Origin of the sequence: Actinomyces sp. (assembly GCF_030530635.1) — a bacterium.
GTDB lineage: Bacteria > Actinomycetota > Actinomycetes > Actinomycetales > Actinomycetaceae > Actinomyces.
Genome location: NZ_JAUMUL010000023.1, coordinates 15,121 through 29,284 on the forward strand (window position 1 = coordinate 15,121; position 14,164 = coordinate 29,284).

Below are 14,164 nucleotides of genomic sequence, written 5' to 3' on the forward strand. Positions count from 1 at the left end.
GTGCATGGTCGCACACCCTCCCCGGACATCACTGCCGGAGTCGCCGCCCGGATACACCCCGGGAACCATGATCCACGCAGTCCCCGCCCGGGCGGTGCTGGCCCATCTATTGCCCGGCCCGGTGCAGCCGCTACTGGAGGCGCCCGAGCCGCCGGAACTCACCATACTGCGCTGCCACGGCCTGGATGAGCGCGTGCTGGTGGACGTGTTGGGAAGGGCGATACCTGCCGATACTCTCGGCGCTCCGCCGGGCCGAGCAGCCGCGCTTGCGCCGCAGCTGCCTGAGGGCTGGGTCGTTTCCGGTCGCACCGCCCTGTGGGTGCACACCGGGGGTGAGCCGCCGGCGGCTCCGGAGCTACTGCGCACCGCGGACACCAACGATGTGGTGATCCTTGCCGGTGTGACCTGCCTGCGGCTGACGCGGGCCGTTGTCGACCTAGCGCGTATCGCGCCGCCGAGCACCGCGACCGACGCGGTGCTGCGCGCCCGCCGTGCCGGCGTGACCCGGAGGGAGTTGGAGGCCGCCCTACTGGCCCGCCGTGGCGGCGGCATGCGGGGTCTCAGGCGGGCGCGCCGCCTGATTGATGACCTGTACGCACCCCGATCGCACGGTGACGTCGGGACTTACTCGCCTCCGTGCGCCTTACGGGGTCGCGGCTGATGCCGACTGGATGAGGAGGTCAGGCGTCGCGCCTCGAATACTCCGTCGATGCGGCGCAGGGAAGCGAGTGTGTGGTCCAGGTGAGACGCCTCCGCCAGTTCGACTACGAACCTACCGACCACAACACGATCCCGGGAGGTCCCCACGTTGGCGCTGATCAGGTTGACATGGTTGTCCGCCAGGACGCGGGTGATATCAGCCAACAGGCCGCCCCGGTCCAGTGCCTCGACTTCCAACTGCACTAAGTAGGCGCTCTGCGCGTGCTTGGCCCAGCGGACCTTTAGGATGCGTTCGGGCTGCTGTCTGAGCTGCTCGACGTTCTGGCAGTCCGTTCGGTGCACTGACAGCCCGGAGCCACGTGTGACGAAGCCGATGATCTCATCCCCGGGCATCGGTGTGCAGCAGCGGGCGAGCTTGACGTAAACATCACCCTCATCCATGCCCTCAACGACTATGCCCTGGTCACCCCCGGCGCGGCTGCGCTGCCCGGTGGGGGCCGCCCGGGTCGGCAGTACCCCCTCCGCCAAGGTCTCCTCGGCACCGGCCTCCCCGCCCATGGATGCGACCAATGTGTCGACGACGTGCTGGGCGGAGACATGTCCTTCACCGACCGCTGCGTACAGGCCGTCGATATCCTGCTTGTTGAGCGTCTCGGCGACAGCAGTGAGCGAGTCGTGGCTCATGAGTCGTTGAATCGGCAGGTCCTTCTTGCGCATGGCACGGGCGATGGCGCCCTTGCCCGCCTCGATGGCCTCCTCACGACGCTCCTTGGAGAACCAGGCCTTGATCTTGTTACGGGCACGTGTGGAGCCCACGAAGTTAAGCCAGTCACGGCTCGGCCCGGCGCCCTGGGCCTTGGAGGTGAACACCTCCACGGTGTCACCGTTCTCCAACTTCGTGTCCAGCGGCACCAGCCGCCCGTTCACGCGGGCGCCGACGGTGCGGTGGCCTACTTCTGTGTGCACGGCGTAGGCGAAGTCCACCGGTGTGGATCCGCTCGGGAGGGACAGCACATCCCCCTTGGGCGTGAACACGTACACCTGCCCACCGGACATCTCATAGCGCAGGGAGTCCAGAAACTCGGCGGGGTCCTGGGTCTCCTTCTGCCAATCGACCAGTTGGCGCAGCCATCCCAGTTCCGCGGCCTCGGACTCCCCTGGTGCACCGCCCAGCGGGCTGGGGCCGGTGGCATTGGGGTTCTCCTTGTACTTCCAGTGGGCCGCGACCCCGTACTCGGCCATTCGGTGCATCTCATGGGTGCGGATCTGGATCTCCACCGGTTTGCCGCCCGGGCCGATCACCGTGGTGTGCAAAGACTGGTAGAGGTTGAACTTGGGGACCGCGATGTAGTCCTTGAAGCGTCCGGACATCGGGGTCCAGCGTGAGTGCAGCGCCCCCAATACCGCGTAACAGTCCTGGACACTGTCGACGATCACGCGCACCGCCACCAGATCGTAGATGTCGTCGAAGTCCTTTCCCCTAACGATCATCTTCTGGTAGATCGAGTAGTAGTGCTTGGGCCTGCCGGTGACAATGCCCTTGATCTTGTTGACCCGCAGATCCTCCTCAATTTGTAGGCGCACCTGGCGCAGGTACTCCTCGCGGGCGGGGGCGCGCTCCGCCACCAGATGCTCGATCTCGGTGTACACACCGGGGTACAGGGCCTTGAAGGAGCGGTCCTCCAATTCCCATTTGATGGTGTTCATGCCCAACCGGTGTGCCAACGGGGCATAGATCTCCAGGGTTTCCTTGGCCTTGCGGGCCGCCGTCTGCTCGGGCACGTACTTCCAGGTGCGGGCATTGTGCAACCTGTCCCCCAGCTTGATAAGAAGCACCCGGATGTCCTTGGACATCGCCACTATCATCTTGCGGACCGTCTCCGCCTGGGCGGCGTCACCGTACTGGACCTTGTCAAGCTTGGTGACACCGTCGACCAGCAGCGCTATCTCATCACCGAAGTCGGCACGCAGCCGCTGAAGCGTGTAGTCGGTGTCCTCGACCGTGTCATGCAGTAGGGCGGCGGCCAGCGTCTGCGGCGTCATACCCAACTCGGCGAGGATCGTCGCCACCGCCACCGGATGAGTGATGTAGGGCTCCCCCGACTTGCGCTTCTGGCCGGCGTGCGCCTTCTCAGCCACCCGGTAGGCGCGCACGATAAGACTGGTGTCCGCCTTAGGATGGTTGGCGCGCAGCGCACGCATGAGCGGTTCAATGGCGGGCGGAGTGGAATGACCGCGGGCCCCGAACCAGGCCAGCCGGCTGCGCACACGCGAACCGGGCACGACCGTCTCGTCGGCCGTGTCAGTGCTACCACGCGTGTCCGTCGTCATACCCGGATAATAGCCGGGTTGACCACAGCACGAGGCGCGCCGGGCATGCTCAGGAGGATTCGAACACCACGACGGAGTCGATACTCCGCCCGGCGAGCCTCTCACGCCCGCCGAGCCCGGCCAGCTCCAGCAGCATACAGATCGACTCCACTTTGGCACCGGCCTGTTCCAACAGGCTGATAGAGGCCGCCGCCGTTCCGCCGGTGGCGAGCACATCATCAATCACCAGGATACGCGATCCCTTCTCCACCGTCTCGGGCCGCAGTTCCATACGGGCGGTGCCGTACTCCAAGTCATAGTCGACCCCGAGAACCGGGCCGGGGAGCTTGCCGGCCTTACGTACGATCACCATGCCGATACCGAGGTGAACCGCCAGTGGTGCGGCGAGAATGAAGCCGCGGGACTCCAGACCGGCGACGGCGTCGATATGCCCCCGATAGTGCGCCGCCAGGCCGTCAATCAGGTTGGCGAAGGCCTCCCCGTTGGACAGCAGTGGGGTGATGTCTCGGAACAGCACTCCCGGCTCCGGGAAGTCCGGGATCTCCCGGAGATTGTCTAAGACGAGCCGGGTCAGTTCACGGGGCAACTCTGATGGGGTGGTCATGACCGCTTCCTCTTCCTCTTGGGCTGTGCGGAGACTCCGAGATGGCGGCCGGCAGTGACCGGGGCCGCCGCGGGCGTGGCGGCAATGGCGGCCAGTGCCTCCGGGTCATCGCCGGCTTCCGCGAGGCGTCGTTCCCTCGCCTCGGCAACTCTGGCGGCCTGCTCCTTCACCTCGCGTTCGCGACCACGCAGATCGACGAGGATCGGGGTGGCCAGGAACAGGGAGGACACGGTACCAGCGATCATGCCGATGAACAGGGTAAGGGCAATGTCGCGCAGTGTGCCCGCCCCCAGGATGAGGGCGCCGACCACCAGCAAAGACGCCACTGGCAGCACTCCGACCACCGAGGTGTTGAGCGAGCGGATAAGCGACTGGTTCACGGCCAGATTGGCCAGTTCACCGTAGGTCGAGCGGGTCTGGGTCTCGAAGCCCTCGGTGTTCTCCCGGACCTTGTCGAACACGACGACGGTGTCGTACAAGGAGTAGCCGAGAATTGTCAGCACACCGATGATGGTCGCGGGAGTCACCTCGAAGCCACTGGCAGCATAGACGCCCACGGTGATCAGAATGTCATGACACAGGGCGGCCAACGCCGCCACCGCCATCTTCCAGGTGCGGAAGTAGACCCAGATGAGGGCGCCGACCAGCACGAAGAAGATCACCAGGCCCCGTATGCCCTTGTTCGTCACATCCGAAGACCAGGTCGGGCCGATGGTGGTGGCGGAGACATCGGCGTCGGTGACGCCATAGGCCTGGGTCAGGGCGGAGGACAGAGTATTGAGCTGATCATTGCTCAACTCGTTGGTCTGCACACGCACCGAGGATGAGCCCATGGTCGTAACCGAGGCCCCTGAGGAGAGCCCCTCCTCGGCCAGGACGCGATTGGCGGGACCGACGTCGGGGTCCGTCAGGGCGCTGACGGTGATCTCCGATCCACCTCGGAAATCGATGCCGGGTGTCAGCCCGACCGTGGCGATCAGAACAATGGATGCAACCACTACGGCGCCCGCTATCGCGTACCACAGGCGGCGCCGGCCGACGAAGGGGAATGAGGTCTTCCCCGAGTAGAGCTCGTTACCGAGCCGGGCGAGAGACTTCATGCCTGCTCGTCCTCCTTTTCGCTGCTGGACTCGATGCTGTTTTCGGAAGCGTCGGAGTCATCGGAGTCGTCGGTCCGCTCCTGTGCGCGGCGGGCCTCAGCCCGGCGCCGTGCCAGCGAGCCCCCCGTGGCCGCTGCGCCGGCGAGTAGACCGCCCCGGTAAGCCGCGCGCGAACGGGCACCCAAATGCTCCGGATCGAGCCCGGACAGGCGGTGTCCCTCGCCGAAGAAGCGGAATCGCAGGATCCATACCAGCATCGGGTGGGTGAACAGAATGATGACCGCCAAGTCCACCACTGTGGTCACCCCCAGCGTGAAAGCAAAACCCTGCACGCCGCCGACGGCCAGGAAGTACAGGACGATTGCCGCCAGCAGGTTCACCGAGTCGGAGACGATGATCGTGCGGCGGGCGTGTCGCCAGCCCTCGTCGACGGCGACCACCAGGGAGCGGCCATTGCGGACCTCGTCGCGCACGCGCTCGAAGTAGACGATGAAGGAGTCCATGGTAATGCCGATAGCGATGATCAGCCCGGCCACACCCGCCAGTGACAGGCGGTAGCCGATACTCCAGCTGAGCAGGGCGATCACCAGGTAAGTGCCGGCGGCGGCGACCAGCAGAGAGGCCACGGCCACAACTCCCAGTCCCCGGTACTGCCAGCCCAGGTACAGCACGATCAGCGCGAAACCGATCAGGCCGGCAATCAGTCCGTTGCGCAGCTGCTCAATGCCGAGTGTCGCCGAGATGTGTTGTTCGGACTGCACGGTGAATGACAGCGGCAGAGAGCCGAAGGACAACTGGTTGGCGAGCGTATTGGCCTGCGCCTGGGTGAAGCCGCCGGAGATCTGCACCCTGCCGTCGGTGATGGGAGTGGTCACGTCGGGGTTGAATCCGGAGGCCATAATGGTCAGACCGTCCAGCACGATGGCGAATTGCGCCTTCTGGGAGGCCGACGAGTTGGTGTCGGCCGCCGCTGAGGCACTGTCGCGGTAGGCGAGCAGCCGCCCGGACACGTCGGCGAACTGCTTGGCGCCCTCCTCGTCGAACTCCAGGCTGACCACCCAGTTATTGGTGGTGGTGCCCTGGCTGGTGGTCTCCAGACCGGAGGCCGCCGACGCGATATTCGTGCCGGCTATATCCGCGGGACCGAGTATGTAGATCGTGCCGCTGCCATCGCGGGCACAGGAAATGACCGCGGAATCGGGGTCCTGCGCCTCACCGGTCAGCGACTCGGCGGTGGTGCAGTCGGTCATGTACGCGTCGTAGATGAGCTGCTCGGAGATCCAGGCGTCGGAGGAGTTGTCGTCGCTGGTGGATTCCAGCGGATCGGCACTTATGGTTCCGTCACCGTTGACGTCCGCCAGCCTGGTGGCTATCTCTTCTGTGGTCACCGTCGCCGTCGGCAGGGCGTCAGCTGGACCTTCGGTTGCAGTGTCGGTCCCCGCGTCGCCCCCAGATTCGGCCTCGGCGGTGGCAGCGGGGTCCGGGTTCTCATCCGTTGAATCTTGGGGAGCGGCCTCCGTGGGGGTGGCACTGGCTCGGCTGGAGACGTAATTGTTCTGCGCCTGCGCGTAGGCGGCGGCACCCGCCCGCAGGATCCGGATCACGGGGCGGAAGTAGAGCACGGCCGAAGTGCGTACGAGGTCGAGTGTCTCCTCGCTGGGCGTACCGGGCAGGGAGACGACGATGTTGTTACCCCCCTGTCGGGATATCTGGGCCTCGGAGACGCCGGTGGCATCCACTCGCTGCCGGATGATCTCAATGGCCTGATTCAGGTCCTCGTCGGTGATCTGCGAACCGTCGGAGGTCGTGGGGGTGAGGATGATCTGGGTGCCGCCCTCCAGGTCGAGGGCGAGCCCCGGAGTCATCTGGGTCCGACCGGTGGCGGCACCGACCGCCAGGGCGGCGTATCCCAGCGCGATGACCAGTAGCAGCACCAGCAGGCGCCGACCGGGATGCTTAAGTTTGTTGGTTGACAAGCGGTCCTCTCCTCGGGGAAGGCTCGGGAAGTGCGGTGTGCGTCGCCGACCCGCCGGGTCCGGCGCGGCTAAGGATCTCAGGCCTGGGACTGTGGCTCGGCCGGCTCCTCCGGTTCGGTGGCCTCGCTGACGTCGTCAGTATCCGAGACGGCCGCGGCCACCTCTTCGCCCGCCTCGTCCGGCGCCACATTGATGTCTTCGTCAACGGAGGCGAAGGGCGGCTCCTCCGCACCGACAATCGCGCTCGTCGCCCAGAGCGACTCGTCTCCCAGAGGAGTGGCCAACGTAACCACGTCTCCGTCCACCTCGACGACCTTGCCGTAGAAGCCGGCGCGAGTGCGCACCCAGGTGTCGGGCACCAGCGCCTCCTCGGTGCGACGCTTCTGCTCATCCATCATCCGCTGCTGCTGCCTGCGAGCGAATCTCGACATGAGCCAGAAGGCCAGCAGCATGACGATCAGCATGAGAAGTATGGGGTCCATACTAGTGACTCCGTTCGTGAGGAAGACCTGCGTCGCATCGGCGACGGCGTCAGCGAGTCTAGGCCACCGTGGCGCGGTCCGGCCCGGCCGGTCGGTGTGCGCCGGTGTGACACGCGCCCCTTATCCGTATTGGCGTCCTGCTTCGAGTCAAGTGAACAGGGCGCCGTCGTCGGGCGGACGCATGCCCAGATGGGTGTAGGCGGCGGAAGTGGCCATGCGTCCCCGCGGTGTGCGGATCAGCAGCCCTTCGCGGAACAGGTAGGGTTCGGCGACCGTCTCGATGGTTTCGGGCTCCTCCCCCACGCTGACGGCCAGAGTGGTGAGCCCTACGGGCACCCCGGCAAAGCGAGTGCACAGGGTTTTGAGCACGGAACGGTCCAGTCGGTCGAGGCCGAGCTCATCTACCTCGAATACCTTCAAAGCCCCGCGGGCGGCATCCAGGTCCAGCTGCCCGGGAGTGCCGTGTACCTGCGCCCAGTCCTGGACGCGCCGCAGCAGCCGGTTAGCAATGCGCGGTGTGCCGCGGGAGCGGCGGGCCAGCTCACCGGCGGCCTCCGGTTCGATGCTGACTCCCAGCAGGCCTGCGGAACGGGTGACGATGCGGGTCAGGTCACTCGGCCCGTAGTAGTCGAGGTGGCCGGTGAATCCGAAGCGGTCGCGCAGCGGTGCGGGCAGCAGACCGGCGCGCGTGGTGGCGCCGACCACGGTGAAGGGGGGCAGGGTCAGCGGGATGGAGGTGGCGCCCGGTCCCTTGCCGACCACTACATCCACCCGGTAATCCTCCATAGCCAAATAGAGCATCTCCTCGGCGGTGCGGGCAAGGCGGTGGATCTCGTCTATGAACAGCACATCGCCCTCCTCCAGGGAGGACAGGATGGCGGCCAGGTCTCCGGCGTGTTGGATGGCCGGTCCGGAGGTTATGCGCAGCGAGCCCTCGACCTCGTTGGCAATGATCATGGCCAGGGTGGTCTTGCCCAGGCCGGGCGGGCCGGACAGCAGCACGTGGTCGGGTACGGCCCCGCGAGCCAGCGCCGCGCGCAGCACCACGGACAACTGCCCACGCACCACCTGCTGGCCTACGAAGTCCTCCAGCCGTTTGGGACGTAGGGCGGCCTCGGCCGCGCGCTCGGCATCGTCGGCTCCGCCTCCGACAATACGGCCGGCGCCATCCGGACCATGGTGCTGGGTGGGGTAGTCAGCCACGGGCGCCTCCTCCCAGACGCCGCAGGGCGGCTCGTAGCAACTCGGGCACTGACAACGGCGCCTGCGGATCTGAGTCTGCATGGTCGGCCTCTACCGCACTGACCGCGCGGGCGGCGGCGGCCTCGTTCCAGCCCAACTGGACCAGAGCCGCCACAACGTCTGGATTGGGCTCGCCAGTCGGGGCGGCAGGCTCGGGAACGGGGCCGGCGCCGCTGGGGGGACCGAGCTTGTCGGCGACGTCGATTATGACCCGCTGAGCCCCCTTGGGGCCCAGTCCGGGCACGCGCTTGAGGGCGGCGACGTCGTCGGCGGCGACCGCTCGCCGCAGCGCGTCGGGCGTGTGCACGGCCAGGATTGCCAGGGCGAGCTTGGCCCCCACCCCCTTGGCGCCAAGCAGCACTTGGAAGCAGCGACGCTCGTCGGCGTCGGCGAAGCCGTACAGGGTGAGCGCGTCCTCACGCACAATCAGTTCGGTGTGGACGAAGCCCTCCTCGCCGACGCGCAGTCCGGCCAAGGTGGTGGGTGTGGCCTGGAAGCTCATGCCCACGCCGCCGACTTCAATGGTCGCGGCTGCGAGGGAGACATCAATGACGGTTCCGCGCAGTGAGGAGATCATGCGGTGGGGGCTCCTTGGGTTGCGAGCATCGAACACCTGTTCAGCATGGTGCTGACTCTAGCGCGCCCGACGGCGCGGGTCGACGGCGCCGGTGCGGCGTGCCCGCGCTTGAGCGGCGGCCCACGCCTGTTGTGCGGGGGTACGGGCGCTGGCCCGAATGGAGCCGCCGGCGGAGACCATATCGGTACCGCCGTCCACACCGGTTCCACCCCCGCGCCAGCCGTGGCAGATTGCCTGGGCGAGGGCGTCGGCGGCGTCCGCTGGACGCGGTGGGGCGTCCAGGCCGAGTATGCGCTGGACCATCGCCTGTACCTGCGCCTTGCCGGCGGTGCCGGAGCCGGTGACGGCCGCCTTTGCTTCACTGGGCGTGTGCTGTGCCACCTCCAGCCCGGCACGGGCCCCGGCCACCATGACCACACCGATCACCTGGGCCACGGAGATCACCGAGCGCAGATTGTCTTGGGCGAAGACCCGCTCCACCGAAAGGGCGGTGGGCCCCAGCCTGGCGATCCAGTCGTCGAGGGCATCGGCGATGGTCAGCAGCCGCAACTCGGGGCTGGCCGAGGCGGGCGTATGCACGACTCCGACCTCGACCAGGCGCGCACGTCGACGCGGATCTACGTCCACGCACCCCAGCCCGCAACGGGTCATGCCCGGGTCTATGCCGAGCACGCGCTGCTCGACGACGGTGCCGCGGCGCCTTCCGGCCTTGACGGCGATCCGCTCGGTGGCCAGCGGTGACGGCTCGGTCATTAGCCGATCTCCCGGAGTGGGTACCGACTATTCGTCGTCCGTACCCAACTCGGCCGCAACCGCGGGGGTGATGTCAACGGAGGTGTAGACGTTCTGAACATCGTCCAGGTCCTCCAGGGCATCGATGAGGCGCATGACCTTGCGGGCACCGTCAACGTCGACGGTCACAGTGGTTCCGGCCACGAACTGGGACTCGGCCGACTCGTAGTCCATGCCGGCCTCGGTGACCGCTGTACGCACGGCCACCAGGTCGCCGGGCTCGGAGATGATCTCGAAGGACTCGGCTCCTTCGACGACCTCCTCCGCACCGGCATCGAGCACGGCCATGAGGATCGTGTCCTCGTCGATACCGTTGCCCTTGGCGACCTCCACCACGCCCTTGCGCGTGAAGTTGTAGGCGACTGAGCCGGGGTCGGCCAGGGAGCCGCCGGTGCGGGTGAAGGCGACGCGCACATCCGAGGCGGCGCGGTTGCGGTTGTCGGTCAAGCACTCGACCAGGAAGGCCACGCCCTCGGGGCCGTAGCCCTCATACATGATGGTCTGCCAGTCGGCGCCACCGGCCTCCTCGCCGCTGCCGCGCTTGACGGCGCGGGTGATGTTGTCGGCTGGGACGGAGTTCTTCTTGGCCTTCTGAATGGCGTCGTACAGGGTCGGGTTGCCGCTCGGGTCACCGCCGCCGGTACGGGCGGCCACCTCAATGTTCTTGATCAGGCGGGCGAACAGCTTGCCGCGCTTGGCGTCGAGGGCCGCCTTCTTGTGCTTGGTGGTGGCCCATTTGGAGTGACCCGACATGTGCTCTCCTTGCAGTCTTCCGTGCCTCCCGCCTGGCACCGGTCGGGAGGGCGCTTGCGAACATACCCGCTTCAAGTCTAGAGGATCGGTCCAAACCTTCCCGGTGACAGGCTGCCTACACCCGTTCGTGCAGGTACAGGGGTTAGCGGGTGTTGTGGGGCCATTGGTTGAGGGTTTGTGTGTAGGTGTCGGGGGTGCCGTAGGTGAGGATGGCTCCTTCGGCCACGGGCACGGCCTTGCTGGCCAGGGCGTGGGCCTGGGCCCAATGGGGTGAGTCACGGTGGAAGAACATCTTCCAGCCGGGCACGTAGTCGTACGGTTCGGGGCCTTCGATGTTGATGTTGCGGGGCTTGTAATCTTCACGGGTCAGCGCGCCGATGGTGGGGTTGATAATGCGGGCTGCGGTGTGCATGAGCCAGTCGGCGAAGTCCTCGTCGGTGTCAATACGCGCCCCCAGGCCGTGGCCTCTGTGCAGGCTTATGAAGTGGGTATCGGGACTGGGCATGCCCAGCTGGATGCTTAGGCTGCTGCCGTCGGTGTCGATGTCGCCGCTGAAGAAGGATCTGATGACGCCGGGGAGTTCCGGGTCGGCGCTGGCGTAGAGGGCCTGGCGGAGTTGGTCGAGGGTTTCGATGTTGGGGTTGGCCTCGGCCTGGACCTTGGTGTGCGCGGTCTCCCGCCACCGGTGGAAGCTGGGGTCATATGGCTTGATGGCTTGCATGAACTCCCACGCCTTGGCAATCGACTCATCCATATGCTGGTCAAGGCCCGGGCGTTGATTCTTGAATGAAAGGCGCCATTTCATGATGTCTTTCCTTTCATGCTGGCATCCTATTGTTGGTTGTGATTAGCATTTAGTAGTATTTGGGTGGGTGAAGAAGAGCTTGATGGTTGAGGGGAAGTCTCCACCTTTCTGGAGTTCGAGAAGTCGTTCGTATAGTTCTTGTTCGGCGATGTGCCAGTGCGTGGGGGTGTTGGCGCCGGTGGCACGCACCGCCGCGACCTGTTTCCAGGCCCGGTCAACCGCATCGTCGACAACGTGTTTGCCCCAGGGCTTGTTCATGAGGTTGGCCAGGCCCTCGCCCTTGGCCTCGATGAGTACGCCGTCCTTGAAGCCGTCGAACTCCTTGCCGCCCACGTAGTAGGAGTCGTCCACGCGCACGCCGGTGACCTGCTCCTCATAGGTCGCCGAGCGCCAGGAGGGGGAGCTGTTCCTGCCCTTGCCCCAGGTGCCCACCCCGCCCTCACTGGACCCGCGCACGGGCTTGCGCACGCCGGGGTAGTGCTTGCCGGCACGCGGATCGAACAAACCGGGCTTTACCCCACCGGTCTCATCGGCCAGGTAGTTGCGCACGGCTCGGTTGCGGTCCTTGACGTAATTGCGCCAGGCGGCCCGGTCGTTACGCCACAGCCAGTACTCGGAGCGGGCCTGGCCGGCGGCCTGCCGGGACGCCCAGCGAGCACCGCGGGCGGCCTGCTCACCCATGCCACTGGCCGCCCCACCACCCCGGCCAGCCGCCACACCCACCAGCGCTGCGGCACGGCGTCCAGAACCAACGCGGGCCGCCTCCTCCCGGCCTACGCGCAGCCTGAACGGCACAGCCGCCCGAACCGGCCGCTACCGCTCACCCGATCCCGCCGCACCTCCCACCACTACACACGGGCCCCGAGCAACGAATCACGCGACGACGATCCCGGACCCGCCAAGAAGGACGAAGACACCAGGGAGCCTCTCAAAGGGATGGAAGGGCACCAGCGAGGCCCTGTATGTCACAGCCAGAGATCAGACAAGCAACATAGAAGCAGCGAGCGAGAGAGCCAGGAGGCTAGAAGGGACCAGATCCCCGCGAGAAGATCGGCTAGCACTCGACGACGTGACGAACCCTGCCGTCCCAGCCATCCAGCAGCTGACGGGCGAGCGCCGGCAGGATACGAGGGTAGACGGACATGCCACCCGCGACGGCGGCATCCAACTCGTCCAGATCCCACCAGCGCAGCGAATCCAGCAGCTCCTTCTCCGTGGCGGTCCAACCCGAGAGGTCGACCGCCGCGGTGGCGTCGAGGTGCGTCAGGTAGAACAGCTCGTCCTGACGACAGGTGACCCGGTTGAAGTTGAACAGGGCCCTCCGCTCTACCACCGGACCAAGCAACTGCCCTTCTGTCACGCTAATGCCGGTCTCCTCCGCCAGCTCCCGGCGGGCCCCACTTAGCGGAGTCTCCTCCGGCATGATGCCTCCGCCCGGAGTGAAGGCCCACGAGTGGGAGGTATCGCCGAAATCGTGCCCGATCACCAATAGGATGGCCGGGCATGGAATCTGCCGCAGCGCAATGACACGGGCGGCCCGCCTGAAAGGCAGTCCGGCGGCATTCAGGCGCCACTCCTGGGGGTCGAGCAGTTCCGTCCAGTTGGCCGGCACACGCCGCGGATCTCGTCCGTCCGCAGTCAGAGGGGAAACAGCCGGGCTGGAGGCGGCGGAGTCATCGGGTGAAGACATGGCGGTTCTTCACTATGGCGTCCAGGAGCGCCGACTCCTGCACGGCGAAATCGGCGTCCGCATGCCCATCGATCGCACGCTGCCGCAGCTGCGCCAGCGCGGAGGCGGTGGCCAGGAACTCGCGCATCGCGCGGGCCGCAGCAGGCCCACGGCTTTTGGCCCAGCGACGGGCGGCTGCACGGCCGGCGCCGGTTGTAATCATGGTGACCTCGGCGGGCGCAAACCAGCCAGCGCGCTGATAGTCGGCCAACCGCTGCCGCATGGTCATGCGCTCGCTCCACCGCAGCCATGCCACCAGGCCGATCGCGGCGAGGAAGAAAGGCATCGCCACGTAAAAGTACAGGTAGGCGTTGAGCATTCCATTCCAGAATGCGTGCAGCACGATCGCGCATGACAGCCCCAGCGGGGTCGTCCACATCCACGCCAGGGGCGAGCGCATGCGCGCACTCGCACCGATCGCCAGCCCGGTGCAGCAGGTGAAGATGACGTGGGCGAAGGGAGAGGCGATCCCCCGCACGAAGAAGGTGACCAGCAGCGTGTCGGAGAACCGGACGAAGTACAAAATGTTCTCTGCGAAGGCGAAACCGGCGGCGACCACAGCCGCATAGACGATGCCGTCGACGGCACCGTTGAAGTTACGGCGCCATACCAGGAAGATAATGAGCACGCCCAGCCCCTTGGTGGTCTCCTCAACGATGGGTGCAGTGACGACCGCGGAGACGAACTGCCCCCCACTCACCGAGCCGGTGGCGTCGAGGACCAGCAGAGATGCGGAGGTGTTGACCAACAGGGAGATCACGGTGGCGACTCCCGCCCCCCACAGGAAGGCGGTCGCCAGCACGGCGGGCGGCTCGGGTTCCCAGCGATCAATCCAGCGGACTGTCCCCAGCACGATGGTCAGCGGAACTAGCGCCAACAAAATCGGTACCAACAGTTCGGATGCCCCTGCGGCGGTGGATGCGTAGATGATCCACAAGGTCAACGCCAGCCCGACCAGCCCAGCGCAGGCCATGGCGACACTGATCACGGCCCCGCGCCGCCGATGCACCATCGCCTGTGGGGTCCATGTCGGGGTCGGGGCGGACCCGGTTACGCCTGCGGACGGGTATGCACTGCGGCGGTATCCCTGGCGGGGTGCCCATGAGCTCCCGG

At 66.4% G+C, this 14,164-nt stretch carries 14 protein-coding genes; 1 reads left to right on the top strand and 13 read right to left on the bottom strand.

Annotation, left to right across the window (positions count from 1 at the left end; translation table 11 throughout):
• Positions 1-4 precede the first annotated feature (4 nt).
• A complete protein-coding gene (locus Q4A20_RS07190; protein WP_303121781.1) occupies positions 5-661 on the top strand; it encodes a hypothetical protein in 657 nt (218 codons plus the stop codon).
• Here the strand turns inward: Q4A20_RS07190 and Q4A20_RS07195 are convergent.
• From Q4A20_RS07195 to Q4A20_RS07255, 13 genes are all read right to left on the bottom strand, one after another.
• Positions 625-2,991 carry a bifunctional (p)ppGpp synthetase/guanosine-3',5'-bis(diphosphate) 3'-pyrophosphohydrolase gene (locus tag Q4A20_RS07195; RefSeq protein ID WP_303121783.1) on the bottom strand — a complete coding sequence of 789 codons (2,367 nt, stop codon included), beginning with the start codon at positions 2,989-2,991 and terminating at the stop codon, positions 625-627. The genes Q4A20_RS07190 and Q4A20_RS07195 overlap by 37 nt on opposite strands.
• Positions 2,992-3,040: 49 nt before the next feature.
• On the bottom strand, positions 3,041-3,595 hold the full coding sequence (locus Q4A20_RS07200) for an adenine phosphoribosyltransferase (RefSeq protein WP_303121785.1): 555 nt from the start codon (positions 3,593-3,595) through the stop codon (positions 3,041-3,043).
• Positions 3,592-4,695, bottom strand: a complete 1,104-nt coding sequence (secF, locus tag Q4A20_RS07205; protein WP_303121787.1) for a protein translocase subunit SecF — start codon at positions 4,693-4,695, stop codon at positions 3,592-3,594. Before secF ends, Q4A20_RS07200 begins: the two co-directional genes overlap by 4 nt.
• Positions 4,692-6,671 carry a protein translocase subunit SecD gene (gene secD, locus Q4A20_RS07210; RefSeq protein WP_303121788.1) on the bottom strand — a complete coding sequence of 660 codons (1,980 nt, stop codon included), beginning with the start codon at positions 6,669-6,671 and terminating at the stop codon, positions 4,692-4,694. The genes secF and secD overlap by 4 nt, the downstream gene beginning before the upstream one ends.
• 77 nt (positions 6,672-6,748) lie before the next feature.
• Positions 6,749-7,153, bottom strand: coding sequence for a preprotein translocase subunit YajC (locus tag Q4A20_RS07215; RefSeq protein ID WP_303121790.1), 405 nt, complete (start codon positions 7,151-7,153; stop codon positions 6,749-6,751).
• 147 nt (positions 7,154-7,300) lie between these two features.
• On the bottom strand, positions 7,301-8,356 hold the full coding sequence (ruvB, locus tag Q4A20_RS07220; RefSeq protein WP_303121792.1) for a Holliday junction branch migration DNA helicase RuvB: 1,056 nt from the start codon (positions 8,354-8,356) through the stop codon (positions 7,301-7,303).
• Positions 8,349-8,972, bottom strand: coding sequence for a Holliday junction branch migration protein RuvA (ruvA, locus tag Q4A20_RS07225; RefSeq protein WP_303121794.1), 624 nt, complete (start codon positions 8,970-8,972; stop codon positions 8,349-8,351). The genes ruvB and ruvA overlap by 8 nt, the downstream gene beginning before the upstream one ends.
• Before the next feature lie 57 nt (positions 8,973-9,029).
• Positions 9,030-9,644 carry a crossover junction endodeoxyribonuclease RuvC gene (locus tag Q4A20_RS07230; RefSeq protein ID WP_303121822.1) on the bottom strand — a complete coding sequence of 205 codons (615 nt, stop codon included), beginning with the start codon at positions 9,642-9,644 and terminating at the stop codon, positions 9,030-9,032.
• Between the two features lie 108 nt (positions 9,645-9,752).
• A complete protein-coding gene (locus Q4A20_RS07235; RefSeq protein WP_303121796.1) occupies positions 9,753-10,517 on the bottom strand; it encodes a YebC/PmpR family DNA-binding transcriptional regulator in 765 nt (254 codons plus the stop codon).
• A 142-nt stretch (positions 10,518-10,659) separates the two neighbouring features.
• Positions 10,660-11,322 carry an Imm52 family immunity protein gene (locus Q4A20_RS07240; RefSeq protein ID WP_303121798.1) on the bottom strand — a complete coding sequence of 221 codons (663 nt, stop codon included), beginning with the start codon at positions 11,320-11,322 and terminating at the stop codon, positions 10,660-10,662.
• Between the two features lie 42 nt (positions 11,323-11,364).
• Positions 11,365-12,117, bottom strand: a complete 753-nt coding sequence (locus Q4A20_RS07245) for a Tox-REase-5 domain-containing protein (protein WP_303121800.1) — start codon at positions 12,115-12,117, stop codon at positions 11,365-11,367.
• A 259-nt stretch (positions 12,118-12,376) separates the two neighbouring features.
• Complete coding sequence (locus Q4A20_RS07250) at positions 12,377-13,012, bottom strand: NUDIX hydrolase (RefSeq protein ID WP_303121801.1); 636 nt, start codon at positions 13,010-13,012, stop codon at positions 12,377-12,379.
• Positions 12,996-14,039 (bottom strand): PrsW family intramembrane metalloprotease, encoded by a 1,044-nt coding sequence (locus tag Q4A20_RS07255; RefSeq protein WP_303121802.1) that lies wholly within the window; start codon positions 14,037-14,039, stop codon positions 12,996-12,998. The genes Q4A20_RS07250 and Q4A20_RS07255 overlap by 17 nt, the downstream gene beginning before the upstream one ends.
• Positions 14,040-14,164 lie beyond the last annotated feature (125 nt).

Bases quoted from the DNA above. Each gene is read 5' to 3' on its own strand.
- Q4A20_RS07190 (WP_303121781.1), top strand. From the start codon at position 5: ATGGTCGCACACCCTCCCCGGACATCACTGCCGGAGTCGCCGCCCGGA.
- Q4A20_RS07195 (WP_303121783.1), bottom strand. From the start codon at position 2,991: ATGACGACGGACACGCGTGGTAGCACTGACACGGCCGACGAGACGGTC.
- Q4A20_RS07200 (WP_303121785.1), bottom strand. From the start codon at position 3,595: ATGACCACCCCATCAGAGTTGCCCCGTGAACTGACCCGGCTCGTCTTA.
- secF (WP_303121787.1), bottom strand. From the start codon at position 4,695: ATGAAGTCTCTCGCCCGGCTCGGTAACGAGCTCTACTCGGGGAAGACC.
- Q4A20_RS07215 (WP_303121790.1), bottom strand. From the start codon at position 7,153: ATGGACCCCATACTTCTCATGCTGATCGTCATGCTGCTGGCCTTCTGG.
- ruvA (WP_303121794.1), bottom strand. From the start codon at position 8,972: ATGATCTCCTCACTGCGCGGAACCGTCATTGATGTCTCCCTCGCAGCC.
- Q4A20_RS07235 (WP_303121796.1), bottom strand. From the start codon at position 10,517: ATGTCGGGTCACTCCAAATGGGCCACCACCAAGCACAAGAAGGCGGCC.
- Q4A20_RS07240 (WP_303121798.1), bottom strand. From the start codon at position 11,322: ATGAAATGGCGCCTTTCATTCAAGAATCAACGCCCGGGCCTTGACCAG.
- Q4A20_RS07250 (WP_303121801.1), bottom strand. From the start codon at position 13,012: ATGTCTTCACCCGATGACTCCGCCGCCTCCAGCCCGGCTGTTTCCCCT.